This is a genomic window from uncultured Shewanella sp. (assembly GCF_947495455.1).
GTDB lineage: Bacteria > Pseudomonadota > Gammaproteobacteria > Enterobacterales > Shewanellaceae > Shewanella.
In genome coordinates, this window is the sequence record NZ_CANLZC010000117.1 from 1 (window position 1) to 17309 (window position 17309).

The 17309-nt window shown below is 41.7% G+C and carries 15 protein-coding genes and 1 tRNA gene; 7 read left to right on the forward strand and 9 right to left on the reverse strand.

Annotated elements, in window-relative coordinates:
- Nucleotides 1-59 precede the first annotated feature (59 nt).
- The gene (locus Q0791_RS21375; RefSeq protein WP_299011026.1) at nt 60-254 is read right to left on the reverse strand and encodes a hypothetical protein; all 195 of its coding nucleotides are present in this window, start codon (nt 252-254) and stop codon (nt 60-62) included.
- A 249-nt stretch (nt 255-503) separates the two neighbouring features.
- Complete coding sequence (locus tag Q0791_RS21380) at nt 504-1445, reverse strand: LysR substrate-binding domain-containing protein (protein ID WP_299011028.1); 942 nt, start codon at nt 1443-1445, stop codon at nt 504-506.
- Between the two features lie 142 nt (nt 1446-1587).
- Between Q0791_RS21380 and Q0791_RS21385 the strand changes: the two genes are divergently transcribed.
- Nucleotides 1588-2844: a D-amino acid dehydrogenase gene (locus Q0791_RS21385; protein ID WP_299011030.1), complete on the forward strand. Its 1257-nt coding sequence runs from the start codon at nt 1588-1590 to the stop codon at nt 2842-2844.
- Nucleotides 2845-2997: 153 nt separating this feature from the next.
- Here the strand turns inward: Q0791_RS21385 and Q0791_RS21390 are convergent, their stop codons facing one another.
- The gene (locus Q0791_RS21390) at nt 2998-3939 is read right to left on the reverse strand and encodes a flagellar motor protein MotB (RefSeq protein WP_299011032.1); all 942 of its coding nucleotides are present in this window, start codon (nt 3937-3939) and stop codon (nt 2998-3000) included.
- 3 nt (nt 3940-3942) lie between these two features.
- The gene (gene pomA / locus Q0791_RS21395; RefSeq protein WP_299011036.1) at nt 3943-4710 is read right to left on the reverse strand and encodes a flagellar motor protein PomA; all 768 of its coding nucleotides are present in this window, start codon (nt 4708-4710) and stop codon (nt 3943-3945) included.
- 353 nt (nt 4711-5063) lie between these two features.
- Between pomA and xseB the strand changes: the two genes are divergently transcribed.
- Genes xseB through dxs form a run of 3 tightly spaced genes read left to right on the forward strand, consistent with a single transcriptional unit; the run spans nt 5064 to nt 8072 of the window.
- Nucleotides 5064-5303 carry an exodeoxyribonuclease VII small subunit gene (gene xseB / locus Q0791_RS21400; protein ID WP_299011039.1) on the forward strand — a complete coding sequence of 80 codons (240 nt, stop codon included), beginning with the start codon at nt 5064-5066 and terminating at the stop codon, nt 5301-5303.
- Nucleotides 5304-6182: a (2E,6E)-farnesyl diphosphate synthase gene (gene ispA, locus Q0791_RS21405; protein WP_299011042.1), complete on the forward strand. Its 879-nt coding sequence runs from the start codon at nt 5304-5306 to the stop codon at nt 6180-6182.
- A 21-nt stretch (nt 6183-6203) separates the two neighbouring features.
- On the forward strand, nt 6204-8072 hold the full coding sequence (dxs, locus tag Q0791_RS21410) for a 1-deoxy-D-xylulose-5-phosphate synthase (protein ID WP_299011045.1): 1869 nt from the start codon (nt 6204-6206) through the stop codon (nt 8070-8072).
- A gap of 268 nt (nt 8073-8340) precedes the next feature.
- Here dxs and grpE read toward each other — a convergent pair whose 3' ends face one another.
- Complete coding sequence (grpE, locus tag Q0791_RS21415; protein WP_299011048.1) at nt 8341-8970, reverse strand: nucleotide exchange factor GrpE; 630 nt, start codon at nt 8968-8970, stop codon at nt 8341-8343.
- 106 nt (nt 8971-9076) lie between these two features.
- Between grpE and nadK the strand changes: the two genes are divergently transcribed.
- Both nadK and Q0791_RS21425 read left to right on the forward strand, forming a co-directional pair.
- Nucleotides 9077-9955 (forward strand): NAD(+) kinase, encoded by an 879-nt coding sequence (gene nadK / locus Q0791_RS21420; protein WP_299011051.1) that lies wholly within the window; start codon nt 9077-9079, stop codon nt 9953-9955.
- A gap of 475 nt (nt 9956-10430) precedes the next feature.
- On the forward strand, nt 10431-12608 hold the full coding sequence (locus Q0791_RS21425; protein WP_299011054.1) for a M4 family metallopeptidase: 2178 nt from the start codon (nt 10431-10433) through the stop codon (nt 12606-12608).
- 83 nt (nt 12609-12691) lie between these two features.
- On the opposite strand, the gene Q0791_RS21430 is transcribed toward Q0791_RS21425, so the two are convergent.
- The 4 genes from Q0791_RS21430 to Q0791_RS21445 all read right to left on the reverse strand — a co-directional run bounded on the left by Q0791_RS21430 (nt 12692) and on the right by Q0791_RS21445 (nt 16894).
- Nucleotides 12692-14074 carry a Na+/H+ antiporter NhaC family protein gene (locus Q0791_RS21430; protein ID WP_299011057.1) on the reverse strand — a complete coding sequence of 461 codons (1383 nt, stop codon included), beginning with the start codon at nt 14072-14074 and terminating at the stop codon, nt 12692-12694.
- Between the two features lie 200 nt (nt 14075-14274).
- Nucleotides 14275-15435: a benzoate/H(+) symporter BenE family transporter gene (locus Q0791_RS21435; RefSeq protein WP_299011060.1), complete on the reverse strand. Its 1161-nt coding sequence runs from the start codon at nt 15433-15435 to the stop codon at nt 14275-14277.
- A 261-nt stretch (nt 15436-15696) separates the two neighbouring features.
- The gene (locus Q0791_RS21440; RefSeq protein WP_299011067.1) at nt 15697-16272 is read right to left on the reverse strand and encodes a YceI family protein; all 576 of its coding nucleotides are present in this window, start codon (nt 16270-16272) and stop codon (nt 15697-15699) included.
- A gap of 70 nt (nt 16273-16342) precedes the next feature.
- Nucleotides 16343-16894, reverse strand: coding sequence for a cytochrome b (locus Q0791_RS21445; protein ID WP_299011070.1), 552 nt, complete (start codon nt 16892-16894; stop codon nt 16343-16345).
- A 340-nt stretch (nt 16895-17234) separates the two neighbouring features.
- Between Q0791_RS21445 and Q0791_RS21450 the strand changes: the two genes are divergently transcribed.
- Nucleotides 17235-17307, forward strand: a tRNA-Phe gene (locus Q0791_RS21450).
- The last annotated feature ends 2 nt before the right edge of the window (nt 17308-17309 follow it).

Here is a 17309-nt window from a genome sequence, read left to right on the forward strand (position 1 = left end):
CCCCGAGCAGTCAAACGAAGACCACAGCGATATGCTAGAAATAAAAAATGCCAATAAGCTTAACTTACTGGCATTACTATTTCTGAGGCTCTTTTTTTATCTAACTCACGTTGAAACCCCTCGATAGGATTTTCATCACGATTCACGACAAAACATGTCTCTGCAAGTACATCACTTGGCATGGTAAAAGAATAAAACCTATGATCTCCTTGCCGTACAAGGCTCACACTGCCAAAGCTTTCTCTATCTGTCATCGTTTTTCCTTTGGTTATAATTGCAACTTGCTAATTTAGAATGCTAACAGCTTATTGAATAGCAGTAAGATAACCTTCAAACTGCTTAATTTTAAGCAGTAAGGATACAGTTACAACCCATTGTTGTAAAATCGTTAATCACTGGTAGGTCACTAGTCGTGGTTTCCTCTCAACTCTCAACCATCCTCTAACTCACAAGTCCAACTACACTAGCTCACAAGCCCAACTAGCCAACGTTCAACATTATGCTTAAACGGAACGCAACCCATTCTCAATCGATACACAGTGGCGTACCTGCGCTCTTAACCATTGACTAAAACATTCTCCAGCAGGAGAGCGGATATGGGAGATAAGAAAATAGCCCGCATTGGCATTAATACTAGGTAATGGCGCAACGAGTCGACCACTAGATAGCTCATCTTGGATCAACGCATTTCTCGCTAATGCAATACCGACTCCAGCCTCTGCTGCTGACATAGCCATATCAGTCCGATTAAAAAAATGACCTTTATCATAGGGTAAGTTTACCCCCTTTGTTTCAGCCCACGCTTTCCACTCATGGTGGCGAACAGCACCTAACCAAGGCTTGGCATCATGGAGCAAGGTGATCTTTGACCATGACTCGACATCTGCTTTTCTGTCTGCAATCTCCGCATGTTGACTTAAATAACTGGGATTCATAACTGGGATCAGTTGTTCAGCTAATAACATTTCGGCATTGGGATCCCTGTAAGGTATTGGGCCATAATCAATGGCCAAATCAAAATCAGTGGTATTGTCATCCAGCACAGAATTAACCGCATCTAACTGAACTTGAATATCAGGAAACTGCCGATGAAAATCTTCAAGCCTAGGCACTAACCATTTAAATGCAAAGGATGGCGTGAGTTTCAACCTCACTTCTGAAATCGCCGATGATTGGCTTTGAATGCTAGTAATGGCCGTATCTAGGCTTTGAAAGCTGGATAATGCGACTTTATGTAACAGACTACCTGCAGTGGTTAAAGTCACGCCACGGGAATGGCGAGTCAATAGCTTAACACCGATATTAGCTTCAAGTTGCAAGAGTTGTTGGCTGATAGCTCCTGTTGTGACACATTTTACCTTGGCAGCGCTGGTTAAACTGCCATGACACCCGACTTCAACAAAGGTCATGAGTGCTGACACCATGTTATTTTTTAAACGCTCCATAAACAGCCTTTAGAAATACTATACTCAGGCATTAATTATTATCGATTGTCGCTTAACAGTAAAACCAGCAATATATTGATACTTGATATATGAAGATTTTCAAGTATCGAAGAGAGAAAAGTGACATGTTGAGAGGCGAGTAATGAAGGTTGTAGTATTAGGTGCTGGAGTCATAGGGTTAACAAGTGCATGGTATCTCGCGCAAAAAGGGTACCTGGTGACAGTCGTTGACAGACAAGCTGAATGTGGTAAAGAAACGAGTTTCGCTAATGCTGGACAGATATCTTATGGTTACTCCTCCCCTTGGGCGGCCCCGAGTATTCCCTTAAAAGCACTCAAATGGCTTATTCAAAAACATGCCCCTTTAAAAATCTCACCAAGCTTATCACCATTAATGCTGTCTTGGCTGGGAAAAATGTTATTAAACTGCCGTCTTGCGCCTTACAACATTAACAAATCCAGAATGCTACGGTTAGCTAACCATAGTCAAGTTTGCCTACAAGCCCTAAGGAATGAAACAGGTATTGAGTATCAAGGTCGGCAATTAGGCACATTACAACTCTTTAGAAATAATGCACAGCTCACTGCAATTAAAAAAGATATGCTCTTGCTTAAAGAAAGCAATATTGCATTTTCATTACTCGATGCTGTAGGTTGCATAGAAAAAGAGCCTGCACTTAACCATGTTAGCGATAAATTTGTGGGTGGATTACATTTACCTCAAGATGAAACTGGCGACTGCTACCTGTTTTGTCAGCATTTGACCCAGCTGTTGAAACAATCTGGAGTCTCATTTTGCTTAAATACAGATATTCATGAGTTAATCACCAATGGTGATACCATCAGTGCAGTGGCAACCAGTAAAGGAAGCCTTCAAGCTGATAAGTATATCGTCGCTGCAGGCAGCGATTCATCAAGGTTACTCTCGCCCTTAGGAATGCACTTGCCTATTTATCCGGTAAAAGGGTATTCAATGACATTGCCAATCACCCATCCAGAGTGCGCGCCAGTGTCTACGATAATGGATGAAACCTATAAGGTCGCATTAACACGCTTTGATGATAGATTACGCGTAGCGGGTACCGCTGAATTGAATGGTTTTAACCTTTCTATTCCTAAGAAACGAATGGCAACCCTATATCGAGTTGTCAGTGATCTCTTTCCCCATGTCGGTCAACTTGAACAAGCAGACCTTTGGACAGGATTAAGACCTATGACCCCCGATGGCACGCCCATTATTGGAGAAACCCCCTATAAAAACCTCTATACAAACACAGGTCATGGCACCTTAGGCTGGACAATGGCCTGCGGTTCGGGACAATTACTCGCAGATATTATTAGCCATACTCAGCCAAAAATACAATATCAAGATCTGAATATTGGCCGCTATCGTTCATAATATAGCTAAATCAATATAGCTAACTCAATATAGCTAACTCAATATAGCTAACTCAATATAGCTAACTCAATATAGCTAACTCAATATAGCTAACTCAATAATAAACCATAACAGCAGATTAAAAACCTTCAAAGTGTGGCTCTTTGGCAGCATTTACTCCACACTGATCTCATCAGATATTTTCGGCTTACCTTGTTCGATGGCAATTTCAACGCGGCGATTACGAGCACGGTTAAGCCAAGTATCATTATTTTCCAACGGCTGAGTTGAAGCCATACCCATGACTTTCATACGAGCCTGATCAAAACCCTGCACTCGAATAAGTTCATGGGCCACAGCCACAGCCCGGCTACTGGAGAGCGCCCAATTGGATTGATACAATTCATTAGCAATACGGCGATTATCTGTGTGTCCCGATACCGAAATGATCCCCGGCACATCTTTTAATAAAGCACCAATACGACGTATCACAGGTGTAAATTGCGGTTGTAAAAAACCCGACCCCGAGGCAAAGGCCCCTTTTTCACGAATGCGAATAATGATTTGTTGACCCAAAGATTCAACTTCAATGGCGCCATCGACAATTTCTTCATGAAGCGCTTGCGCTATTTTCCTTACTTTTTGATTTATCTCAGCTTGCGCCAATTCATTTGCCGTTAATTCTCCTTGATTGACTTGCACATTAGATGATGCCGCTTGTCCTCCACGCTGCTGACCCTTTTGTGCCTGTATGCCTCCTACAGTGTCATCATCACCGGCTTGAAAGGTTAACATAGGCTCTGTGAGTTCTTGCGTATGCTGATTAATGATCGCCAGCGGCGTATTGTCGGGGCGACCTGGGCGAAACTCTAAGGCTATCACCGACGTGCCTTTGGGAATATCTTTGACATCAATTTGATTTTGCACACCAAAAGCATATTTCATTGATCCCGCAATTTGTTTAAATTTCATCACATCCATTTCAGAAAAAGTGAGTAATAAAACAAAAAAGCACATCAATAGCGACATAAGATCGGCAAAAGTGGCCAACCACATTGGTGCACCTGGTGGAGGACAATCACACTTTCCTTTTGGCTTTACTTTTGGCTTTCCCATGGTTTAATTGCCGTCCATGGTATTGATGGTGCGATGCTTCTCCGATAAATAGTTTTTCAAAAAACTCTCTATCACTCTCGGATTCTGTCCGTCTTGAATCGCAAGTACAGCATCCATAATCAAATGACGATTGAGCATTTCTTCAGCCATTCTTAGAGATAATTTGTCGGCAATGGGAATGGCCACCATATTCGCAAGCACTGCGCCATATAAAGTTGTTAATAAGGCCACAGCCATAGCGGGCCCTATGGATTTAGGATCGTCCATATTCGATAACATGCCGACTAAACCAATTAACGTGCCTATCATGCCCATGGCTGGCGCTACATCTCCAAATGCTCGAAAGATCCCAATGCCCAATTTATGCCGTTGCTCCGTTAAGGCAATATCTTTTTCAAGGGCATCCCTCACCACTTCACTGTCATGACCATCTACCAGCATATCTACGGCTTTTTGTAAAAAACTGTTATTGATTTGGGCTTCTTCTAATGCTAAAAAGCCACCTTTTCTCGCCGCATCAGCCATCACCACGGCTTGTTCTATCAGCTCGTCAGGCGTATCTAACTTAAACATAAAAGCCTTGAACGCAATTTTCGTCGCGCCAAAGAACTGCTTTAAGTTATATTTGATCATCACCACAAATAAAGAACCTAACACCACGATGAGAATAGAGGACACATTAAAGAAAATCTCTAATCCACCACTGTTTGTCATGGCTATCACGACAAAAACAAAGGCACCAATCAAGCCAATTAATGTTGCTAAATCCACAATGCTCCCTTACTTCACTTCTTTAATGCCCACATTCGATCCATATAAAAAATGGCTCCATCATACTATCGGGCTATCGCGCAAAAAATGAAGCGTTAAATAGGTTAATTGCACCATAAAAGCATTTATTCGCTTATATAATCACCACTTCAAGCCCCTTGAGAAAACACGGTCGCGTTTTTCTCAAACGTTGACATGGGAAGGATTTTTTCACTTTCATTGATACAAATGGGCTTGACTTGCCAAAAAAGCTTCACGAATTCTGCTCAATGAGCATAAAATAGGCGCCATAATTTGACCCAGCACCTTGCCTGATATACCTTGTGTGTCGCTTAAATTGAGGAATTGTCACTGTGGCTAAAAAACCTGAAAATCTCACCTTTGAAGAATCGTTATTCGAACTTGATACAATTGTGACTGACTTAGAACAAGGCGATGTATCCCTTGATAATGCGTTAAAACAATTTGAACGCGGCATTAAGCTGGTTCGAAGCAGTCAGCAAAAATTAGACAGCGCTCAGCAAAAAGTCGCTATCTTAATGCAAGAGGATGGTGAGGAAACCTTAACGCCTTACCAGCCAGAGGATGTGTAATTGTTACAAACAAGAATCGAGCAATATCAACACAGAGTCGATGCCTACTTAACGCAAACAATCACTGCGTTACCCGTCTCTGATGAACATCTTAAAGCCGCCATGAAACAAGGCGTTCTTCAAGGTGGAAAACGCATTCGCCCTTTTCTGGTCTATGCCATTGGCGACATGCTTAATCTTGATCTTAATCAACTTGATGCGGCTGCTGCAGCCATTGAGTGCATTCACGCGTATTCGCTGATCCATGATGATCTTCCTGCGATGGATGATGATGCGCTAAGACGTGGACAACCGACATTACATATTGCCTTTGATGAAGCCACTGCGATTTTAGCCGGTGACGCACTGCAATCGCTGGCATTTGATATTATCAGCCGCTCTTCAGATCTTGAGGCGAAACAACAGTTATCTATGGTGCAAGCCTTAGCAACAGCCTCAGGGTATAATGGCATGTGTGGCGGGCAAGCCATCGATCTTAATGCCACTGACAAGCAAATTGATTTAGCCACCCTGACTCAGCTTCATCGCCTCAAAACAGGCGCTTTGATCCGCTGCGCAGTTGAACTGGCCATTATCGCGGCAAATATTGACGCTGATGAATGCCGCCATTTATACGATTTCGCCGATGCCATTGGACTGGCCTTTCAAGTACAAGATGATGTACTGGATATCACAGCCAGTACCGAAGAGCTCGGAAAACCTCAAGGTTCCGATACCGATGCCAATAAAAGTACTTACCCCAAATTACTTGGATTAGCAGGTGCGCAACAAACTGCACACACTTTAATCCAGAATGCACTATCAGCGCTGGCCAAATTGCCTTACAATAGCCAGTTAATTGCCGAATTTGCTCGTTACATTATTGAGCGAAGAGTATAAAAAGAGACAAAGAATCTCGTTATGAGCTGTGATAAATCTCCATTTCCTGTGCTTGAACAGGCTAACACTCCCGAAGAGCTAAGACAGCTACCTCAGTCTGTATTACCTCAAGTTGCTGATGAACTTAGAGCTTTTTTGCTCAATTCGGTGGCAACCTCAAGTGGGCATTTTGCTTCTGGCTTAGGCACAGTTGAGCTCACGGTTGCTTTACATTATGTTTACAACACGCCTTTTGACCGATTAATTTGGGATGTTGGCCATCAGGCCTACCCACATAAAATTTTAACGGGTCGCCGGGATCGTATGCATACTATCAGGCAAAAAGGAGGCATACATCCTTTTCCTTGGCGTGAAGAAAGTCCTTTCGATACGTTCAGTGTCGGTCACTCAGGCACCTCAGTGAGCGCGGCTTTAGGCATGGCCATTGCTGCTGAAAAAGAACAAGCCGATCGAAAAGTGGTTGCCGTTATAGGTGATGGTGCAATGACGGGTGGCATGGTCTTTGAGGCATTAAACCATGCTGGCGACATTCACAATGACATGTTAATTGTACTCAATGACAATGAAATGTCGATTTCAGAAAATGTGGGCGCACTGAATAACCATCTTGCCCAATTAATGTCTGGACGTTTTTATACCAGCATTCGCGAAGGCAGCAAAAAAGTGCTCCAAAACATGCCGACCATTAAAGAGATGGCAAAACGCACGGAAGAACACCTCAAAGGTATGGTGGTTCCGGGCACCTTATTTGAAGAATTTGGCTTTAATTACATTGGCCCTATTGATGGCCATGATGTGGACTCACTTGTGGAAACCTTACGCAATATGCGTCAACTCAAAGGCCCACAAATTCTGCATATTATGACCAAAAAAGGCAAAGGCTATGAGCCCGCGGAAAAAGATCCTATCGGCTGGCATGCGGTGCCTAAATTTGATCATACTCAATTTAAAAAGCCCAGTGCCAAACCTAGCTCACCCACTTTTTCTCAAGTCTTTGGTAAATGGTTGTGTGATGTTGCACAAAACGATGAAAAATTACTCGCCATCACTCCGGCGATGCGAGAAGGCTCAGGCATGGTGGAATTCTCTCAGCGTTTTCCCAAGCAATATTTTGATGCCGCCATTGCTGAACAACATGCCGTCACTTTAGCAGCAGGTCTTGCTTGTGAGGGCTATCAGGCCGTCGTCGCGATATACTCCACTTTTTTACAACGCGGCTATGATCAACTCATCCATGATGTGGCATTGCAAAAACTGCCGATTTTATTTGCTATAGATCGTGGTGGCATTGTGGGTGCAGATGGTCCAACCCATCAAGGGGCCTTTGACTTAAGCTTTATGCGCACTGTGCCTAACATGGTGATCATGACGCCATCGGATGAAAATGAATGCCGCCAAATGCTTTACACAGGTTACCGCTATCAAGCAGGTCCAACAGCGGTTCGCTATCCCCGTGGATCCGCAACGGGCGCTAAGCAAGTTGAAGCACTCACCTCCATTCCTATTGGCAAAGGTTCGATTAAACGCCAAGGGAAAAAAGTCGCCATTTTAAATTTTGGCACTTTACTGGCTAACTGCTCACTGGCCGCTGATACACTTGATGCCACTGTTGCCGATATGCGCTTTGTCAAACCCATAGATACTGATTTAATTGTCAGTCTAGCGCAAGAACATGATGTGCTTGTCACTGTGGAAGAAAATGCCATTATGGGCGGTGCAGGCTCCGCGGTATTGGAAGTTTTACAGCAGCAAAAAGTATTCAAACCTGTCTTACAAATTGGCCTACCCGATGAATTTATTAAACATGGTGCAGCCGAAGAGATTTTAGCGGATCTACAACTCGATAGTGACGGCATTTTACAACAAATCCAAACCTATCTTAAAGACTAACAGCCTTAACCCTTAATCTTCAATCCAGCTTGCAATCAGCGCCTTTTGTATCAAAAAAGACCAAAGGCGCTTTTTTATCACCTTTCACTTAACTCCGCTTTACGCTTTATCTTAGCAAGCGCTGACAAACAACCGCCGTTAACAACAAACAGAATGTAGGTAGCAATTTTAATCAATAGGCCATTAAGCAAGAAAAAAGCCAGCTAATCATCATTAACTGGCTTTTATTATCTTTTCATCAAGAGCCTTAAAGCTCACGTATCAGTGATTAGGCCTCGCCTTGTGACACCATCACCATTGCAGGGCGTAATAGACGCTCATTAAGCACATAACCTTTTTGCATGACAGCCATAACAGTATTGGCAGCGAATTCACTACTTGGCTGCATACCTATAGCTTGATGTAAGTCAGGATTAAACGCTTCGCCTTGAGGGCTTACTTGCTTTAAACCAAACTTATCAACCGCGCCCACAAAACCTTTAAGGGTTAACTCAACACCTTCATAAATTGCTTTAGTGGCTTCGGCTTCGGCATCTGTCCCTTCTAATGCACGCTCTAAATTATCCAATACTGGTAGCAATTCATTAGCAAACTTTTCTAAAGCAAATTTACGCGCCTTTTCAACATCCATAGCCGCACGGCGACGAATGTTATCCACTTCAGCGGCAGCCCGTACAACTGAATCTTTTTGCTCATTCACTTTTGCTTCAGCCGCTTTTAAGGCTTGTTCTAATTCTTCAACTCGAAAATTAGCCTGAGTCAGTTCATCCATCAAGCTTGCTTCGGTTTCTGCCGCTTCTTCTGCTTCGTTAATCAGATCCCCTTCCAACACGTCTTCTGACACGGTTTCAATCTCTTCTGCTTGAATATTTTCAGCTTTATTTGATTCTTTACTCATTTCTGCTCCGACTAAAAATGCTTTGTTTCTGCAAGTTATGAGCATATTATGGGGATCTATTCTAAGGTTTCAAGGTCTATGCTGCGAACAAAGGATCAAATATGTTATGACGAGTCAGTTTAAAACGATCGGCCTGATAGGTAAGCCCAATCACCATGGTACCCATCTCACGCTCAAACGCTTGATTAAGTGGTTATGCGCTCAAGGTTTTACCGTCCTTGTTGAAGATAGAGTCGCCGATGAAATTAGCACTCAAGTGCAAGCGGTCGATCTACTCGAACTGGGTGAGCAATGTGACTTAGCCATAGTGGTGGGTGGCGATGGTAATATGCTAGGTGCAGCGCGAGTGCTCTCCCGATTTGATATCAGTGTCATTGGTGTCAATCGTGGTAATTTAGGCTTTTTGACCGATCTTCCACCAGAAGGTTTTGAAGATATATTACAAGCTGTTCTTCAAGGAGAGTTTGAAACCGAACACCGTTTCTTACTCGAAGCGGAAGTCCATCGCCACGGCGAACTCAAATCTTGTAATACCGCAGTTAACGAAGCAGCGTTACACCCAGGAAAAATTGCGCATATGATCGAATTTGAAGTCTATATCGACGACAAATTTATGTACAGCCAACGTGCCGATGGCATGATCATCGCAACACCTACAGGCTCAACCGCTTATTCTTTATCAGCAGGTGGCGCCATTTTAACTCCCAATTTAGAAGCCATGATTTTAGTGCCTATGTTTCCGCACACCTTATCAAGTCGCCCTATTGTCATTGATGCCAAAAGTACCATCACCTTAGTCGTCTCACCTCACAACGGCGATAATTTAGACGTAAGCTGTGACGGGCATGTGCATTTATCTGTGTTGCCTGGTGATAAAATCATTATCAAGCGAAGTGAAGATACATTAAAACTCATCCATCCCAAAGGACACAGTTATTTTCACGTGCTGAGAAATAAACTAGGATGGGGAAGTAAATTATTTTAAATAATGGGGGCAGTAAAGCATGGCTTAACGATGTTTTACTGCCCTTATTATTTGAATGTTACTCGCAAACCAAATCGAATAAAAAATCACTCAAAAAAGATATAACAGCAAAGTAGAGACTTTTTTACTTTAAAACAGTGAGTAAAGAATAAAAACACGCTGTTATTATCATTCATTCAAATAAAACCAAATTAAACAAATTTAAAACAAAAAATAAACACAAATACAATATTTAAACAACAAAGATCAACCAAATGTATATTATGAATATATATTATAATGAATTAGAATAAGCTAATTTATAGGTAAGAGATTGATCTTTATTAAGTTACCACTTTTATACTATATACAAACTTTATAGATTTCAACATAGATTACAAAGCTCAGCTCAGGATAGTGGATGTCTTTAATCAAAGCGTGGTCGAGTTAGCCAATGACACTTTACCTCCTACTTTCTATTAAAGGATCTACATTTATGTCGCTTATTTATAAGCTCACACCTCTTGTATGCGCAATGGGATTAAGCATGTCTGCTCAGGCTGCACAATGGCACACACATTCAGGCAATAATATCAACAACTCAACCTCCATAGACCGCTCATCTTTATTACAACAACTCAATTTAAATGATGAGTATCAAGTGCAAGAAGTCCGCCGTGTCACCATTGCTGATGGAAAAGAAAAAATCAGATATAAGCAACTTTATCGAGGAGTTGAGGTTTATGACGCTAATATTGTTGCACAAGCCAATGAGTGGAACATTGAGCAAGCACAATCTGCCACCACATTACAAAATATAGAAGTTGATCTCACCAGCACCACACCAAAACTCACTCAACAGCAAGCTTTTGACACCTTGTTACAGCAACATTTGTTATCCGGTCACATTGAAAACAAACAAAGCCAGTTGTTCATCTACATGGACAGCGACAATAGGGCTAGACTCGTCTATCGAGTGTCTTTCTTTGACGCAGGTAGCAACCCAAGCCGACCCTTTGCCATGATTGATGCCCATACAGGTGAAATACTTGAGCAATGGGATGGGCTGAATCACGCTCTTGTCGGCACAGGCCCTGGTGGTAATGAAAAAACCGGACAATATGAATATGGTAGTGACTTTGAGTCTCTTGACGTCACTCAATCAGGTAATACCTGTACTATGAATAATGATAACGTGAAAACCGTTAACCTCAATGGTTCAACATCGGGATCCACTGCCTATAGCTATACTTGTCCACGCAATACCGTCAAAAGCATCAATGGTGCTTATTCCCCCCTCAACGATGCTCATTTCTTTGGTGGTGTGGTTTTTAACATGTTTAATGATTGGTACGGCACGGCTCCTCTCACCTTTCAATTAACCATGCGAGTGCATTATTCCAGTAACTATGAAAACGCATTCTGGAATGGTTCTGCAATGACATTTGGTGACGGTGCTAATACCTTTTATCCACTAGTGAGTTTAGATGTGTCGGCCCATGAAGTCAGTCACGGATTTACTGAACAAAACTCAGACTTAGTTTACAGTGGTCGCTCTGGTGGCATGAATGAAGCCTTCTCTGACATGGCGGGTGAAGCGGCTGAGTTTTACATGCATGGCAGCAATGACTGGTTGGTTGGCGCACAAATCTTTAAAAGCGAAGGCGCATTACGTTATTTTGCCGATCCGACTCTAGATGGTAACTCCATTGGCCATGCCGATGACTTCTCTTTCGGTATGAACGTGCATTATTCCAGCGGCGTATTTAATAAAGCCTTTTACTTACTCGCTAATACAAGTGGCTGGGATACCAAAAAAGCCTTCGCCATTATGGTCAAAGCCAATCAACTTTATTGGACATCCAACTCAGACTTTGATGAAGGTGGTTGCGGCGCCAAAAAAGCAGCGGACGACCTAGGTTATGATTCTGCCGACGTGATCAACGCCTTTAACCAAGTAGGAGTCAATGCCAGTTGTGGAGATACTCCTCCTCCCAGCGAAGCTGTCGAACTTGTCAACGGTGTAGCATTGACTAATTTATCAGGCAATAACAATTCACAAACCCATTATTTTATTGATGTGCCCGCAAACGCGACGAACTTAAGCGTGCAAATGAGTGGTGGTAGCGGCGATGCTGATCTGTATTTAAAATCCGGTAGCCAACCAACCACTGACAGCTATGATTGTCGTCCTTATGAAAATGGCAACGATGAAACCTGCAGTGTAACAGCTCCCGATACCGCTCGTTATTATGTGATGCTCAATGGTTACTCCAGTTATGCGGGAGTCACATTAGTGGCAAGCTTTGACGGTGGTGATGACAATGGTGGTGAAGATAAATTTGAGAATAATACCCCAGTTTCTATTCCTGATAACGACAGCGTAGGTGCCAGTAGCAATATCAATGTGACATTAGACGGTAACCCGTCAAGTGTGAGTGTTCAAATCAATATTAGCCACTCCTATATTGGCGATCTTGCTGTGACGCTCACCAGCCCAAGTGGAGAAATCTTCAATCTGCACAATAACTCTGGAGGAAGCAGTAACGACATCAATGAAACCTACTCACTGAATTTAAGTGGCAATAATGTCAATGGCAATTGGCAGCTTAAGGCGGTGGATAGTGCCAGATGGGATACAGGTACCATAGATAGCTGGAGCCTCACCTTCTAAGTACCAGACCTTAAGAGCAGCACATAAGCTGCTCTTTTTAATCCCTGTAATACTTTAAGTTGCAGTATTACGGGGATATTCGTTTAAGCCAACAAAATAAAACCTAAAAAGGCAAATGCTGCCGCAATTAATGTATAAGGAAGCTGGCTTAAACCATGACTGAGTAAATTACAGCCTGATCCCTGCGCCGCTAAAACCGTTGAATCTGAATAAAAACATGCTTGGCTGCCAAAAGATGATGCAGATAACAATGCACCAATAACTAAATAAATATCTGCATTAACCGATTGTGCTAATGGCATCACTATGGGAATAGACACAGCAAAAATGCCCCAGCTGGATCCCGTTGCAAATGCCAATAATGCCATGGAAACAAACACCATTGCCGGTAAAAGTTGGGCTGTCATAAGCGGTGATAGTGATTGAATAACATACTCAGATAAATGAAGCTTATCGCAAACATCCTTAAACACAAATGCCGCGACAACGGTACCAATCGCTGGCAACATACTTTTAAAGCCATCTAACATTTGCTCCATCATCTCAGAAAGTGGCATCAGTCTTTGCAGCCAATAATAAGGGAGAGTTATCGCCAACGTTGCCAGTAACCCTAACCATATATCAATATCAAAATACACAGAAAAGCCCACTAACAAAAAAATAGGTACAAAAAAGTTATGTAAAGCACCATGGGGATCTGTCTGTTCAAACTCTTCTTCTATAGCCTTAAGGGCATATTCATCCGCTGTTTTTACGTCATTATGATTCAGTTCATTGGCAATAAATTTTCCCGATAGAGCGGCTTCTTGTGCCGTTTTCATGGGCCCTAAAGCCGGTAATATTCCCATGATCACAAATAGCACCACCACAATCGCAAGCCATGCATAAAGCATATATGGAATGGCTTGCATATAAACTTGAATCCCCTCACCCTTTGCAGCTATGCCATTATCAATCAAGAGTCCGCCAAAAAAAACAGCCCAAGTGGATAATGGCACTAATACACAAATAGGCGCTGCGGTCGAGTCAACAACATAAGCTAACATTTCTCGAGAAACGTGAAATTTATCCGTCACCCTTTGCATCGTCGAGCCGACGGTTAACGCATTTAAATAATCATCAATAAAAATAATCACACCCAGAAAAAATGTCACCATAAGGGATGATTTTTGACCGCGAGCAAACTTTAACGCATAACGCCCAAAAGCACTGGCCCCGCCAGTACGCACTAATAACGCAATCAGGGAACCAAAGCTTCCACACACAAGAATAAGCCAACCTATGGTTTCATCAGCCATCACTTTTAATGAAATTTGAGAAAAATTAACCAAGACTTCACTGGGATCGATGAATAATAGCCCCACAACCGAACCTATGATTAAGGATAAAATAGGACGACGTAATCCAATGGCTAAAACAATGACCACGACAGGTGGAATAAGGCTAAGGGCACTTGGCTCAGACATAATGAACAACTCTCTTTATTATTTTTCTAATCTATCATTCATTTTATGAATAAGTTCAGAACAAAAGCTTTTAAGACATTGTTCTGAATTAAAAACTATTCCACTGGAAAATAAATCGACATTGAGAGTATGTCAATCAAAATATATTCACTAGAACTTTAAAGTTACTCTATGGAAAGCTCGTGTTTGATTAATATGCGCTAACTCAAAGCACACTTTCTATCGATGCAATAATAAATGATTAATCCTAGCATTATTCCCCAAAAAGCACTGCCAATATGTAAAATCGTCACACCAGAGGCAGTAATAACAAAGGTGAATAATGCACCTATTTCTTTGCCTTCTAATGCCGCTAATAAGCTACTGGAAAAGGTGCCTAATAAAGCCAAGCCGGCAAGGCCCATGACTAACGCGCTTGGGAATAGCAATAATATTTGTGCAATTGTAGCGGCAAATAATCCCAGTAAAAGATAGAAGCCTCCCGCCCATACCGCTGCCCAATAACGTTTGTTTTTATTAGGGTGAACGTCTTCTCCCATGCAAATTGCTGCGGTAATCGCAGCTAAATTAAAAGCAAAACCACCAAAAGAAGCTAAAAATAAACCAGTCACTCCCGTTACTGTGATCAAAGGAGAAACGTTAACGGAGTAACGATATGCCTGCAATACCGCCAGTCCGGGTAGATTTTGAGAGCACATGGTGACAATAAATAAGGGCACTCCAACCCCAATGATCCCCGCATAGCTCCATGCCGGTTCAATAAAAATCGGCGTCGCTAAATGCCAATGTAATGTGTTGAAAGATAAATCTTTTGAAAAATAACTCACCACAATCCCCACAATGAGCACTAAAGGAATATTAAATGTTGGCCAGCGGTATTTCCCCAATAAATAAAAAAGTAACATGATTAAAATCAACACGAGATGAGCTTGAGCCGCAACAAAAATATTCAATACAAACTGAAGCAATATGCCTGCAAGCATAGCTGAAGCAAGGGATTTAGGAATAAACCCCATTAACTTATCCATCAAGCCAAATACACCGCATAAGGTAATGAGAAATGAACACATCAAAAAACCGGCTATGGCTTCGTGTAAACTCACACCACTTAAGCTGGTCACCAAAAGTGCGGCCCCTGGGGTTGACCATGCCGTGAGTAAAGGCACCTTGTAATATAGTGATAAGAGTAAGCTTGATAACCCCATACCAACACCGAGAGCCCACATCCATGACGTTATTTCAGAGGCTGATGCACCTACAGTGTGCGCGGCATTAAACACTATCACCGCAGAGCTGGCATAAGCAACAATCACTGTGACAGCGCCAGATAAAGCAAGGCAGAGCTGATCTTTCAACGCCATACCTTTTCCTTTTTAATCATATCTGTTAGTTAACATCTGTTAGTTAACAAATGTTATTCAACAATATCCCTGTTTAATTATTATTCACACACTGATAAAAACAACCAAGACTAAAGCGATATAGCCCCCATAAAACCTGCTACTTTTTCGCTCTCCTATAAAAAAGGCCCATAAATGGGCCTAACATACTGAATAAAAAATATAAATTAATTGACTCTAAGGGACTCAGTTATTAAGAGACTCACTTATTAAGGGACTCGCTTATTGTTTAATACCTTCAATGATAAGATCAAGTTTCACATTCTTCGATGCAGGGCCTAAATCCATCTTAATATTATAATCTTTTAACGCAAACTCAGCCGTGCCCTCAAAACCTGCTCGATAACCTCCCCAAGGATCTTTTCCTTCACCGATCTCATGCGCCGTAATCGCTAAAGGTTTAGTGACGCCATTTAATGTAAAGTCACCGTTAATGATAAAATTCCCTTCTCCTTTATCCACTACCGATGTGGAGGTGAAACTGGCCTTAGGGTGCTTACCCACATTTAGAAAATCACTACCACGCAAATGTTTATCACGCTCAGCATGGTTAGAATCAACACTTGTCGTATTAATTATCACATTCACTTTAGCATCGGCTAGTTTGTCTTTATCGAAACTAAATTCCCCTTCAAATTCATTGAAGCGCCCCACGACAAAACTATAACCTAAATGGCTCACCCTAAATTCGATGGATGCATGGACGCCCTGAGTATCAATGACATAGTCAGCGGCTTGTGCCATTCCACCAAATAATAATGACGTTGATAGTGCCATTGATAATATCTGTTTTTTCATATTCAAATCCTTGGTAATTACAATTGCTTTGAGCTAATTTGTTTTACAATGTCGCCTTTTTATCGGTTTCTTATTTAGACGTTATTTTCAACATTCTCATGAGGGTGGTATCTTTATCGACAAAATGATGTTTTAATGCCCCCAAACCGTGAAGGATCACTAGCCCAATTAAGCTATAAGCCAACACTTTGTGAATTAAACCCGCAATATCTGCCTGATCATTAAATAGTTGCCCTAGACTGGCTAATTCAAACCAGTCAAACACCAAAATACCTCTATCATCTGCTGTTGAAATCAAATAACCACTGCCCATAATGATAAACATAAGTAAGTAAAGGAATAGATGCACATAATGGCTAACTTTTCTTTCCCATGGTTTATGTTGAGTGTCACTCAAGGGCTTAGGATTTCCCCATCGCCAAGCTAAGCGAAAAATGGTTAAAAACAGTAATAAAACACCTAGACTCTTGTGAATATGAGGCGCAGTTTTATACCAAGTACTGTAATAGGTTAAATCCACCATCCAAAATCCTAAACAGAAAAGGCCAATAACGGCAAATGCACTCACCCAATGTACTATGATAGTAACAATGCCATATCCACTGCTTGTATTTCGAAACATACCGTGCCTTATGCTTTACATTTTTTCGATATCATACCGAGAAATCATGAAATTAAAATCAATAAAAATAGAAGATTAATTTCGATTTATTAGAAAAGCAGATGAATGACAAAAAATCAACATAACAATCAATCCATTCATACCTTGCGAATAGTTGAACAATAAACATCATTTTCCATTAAAAAAACACCAATTGGATCATAAAAAACACACTTTGCATATTAACTAATCGAATGGACAACCGAATAAAAAAAAGGACTTGCAGCGAGAGGATCACCGCTATATTATACGCGCACTCCAAAACGAGATGCTTTAAAGCAAATCGTGAGTACTCAAAATTGCCCGAATAGCTCAGTCGGTAGAGCAGAGGATTGAAAATCCTCGTGTCCCTGGTTCGATTCCGGGTTCGGGCACC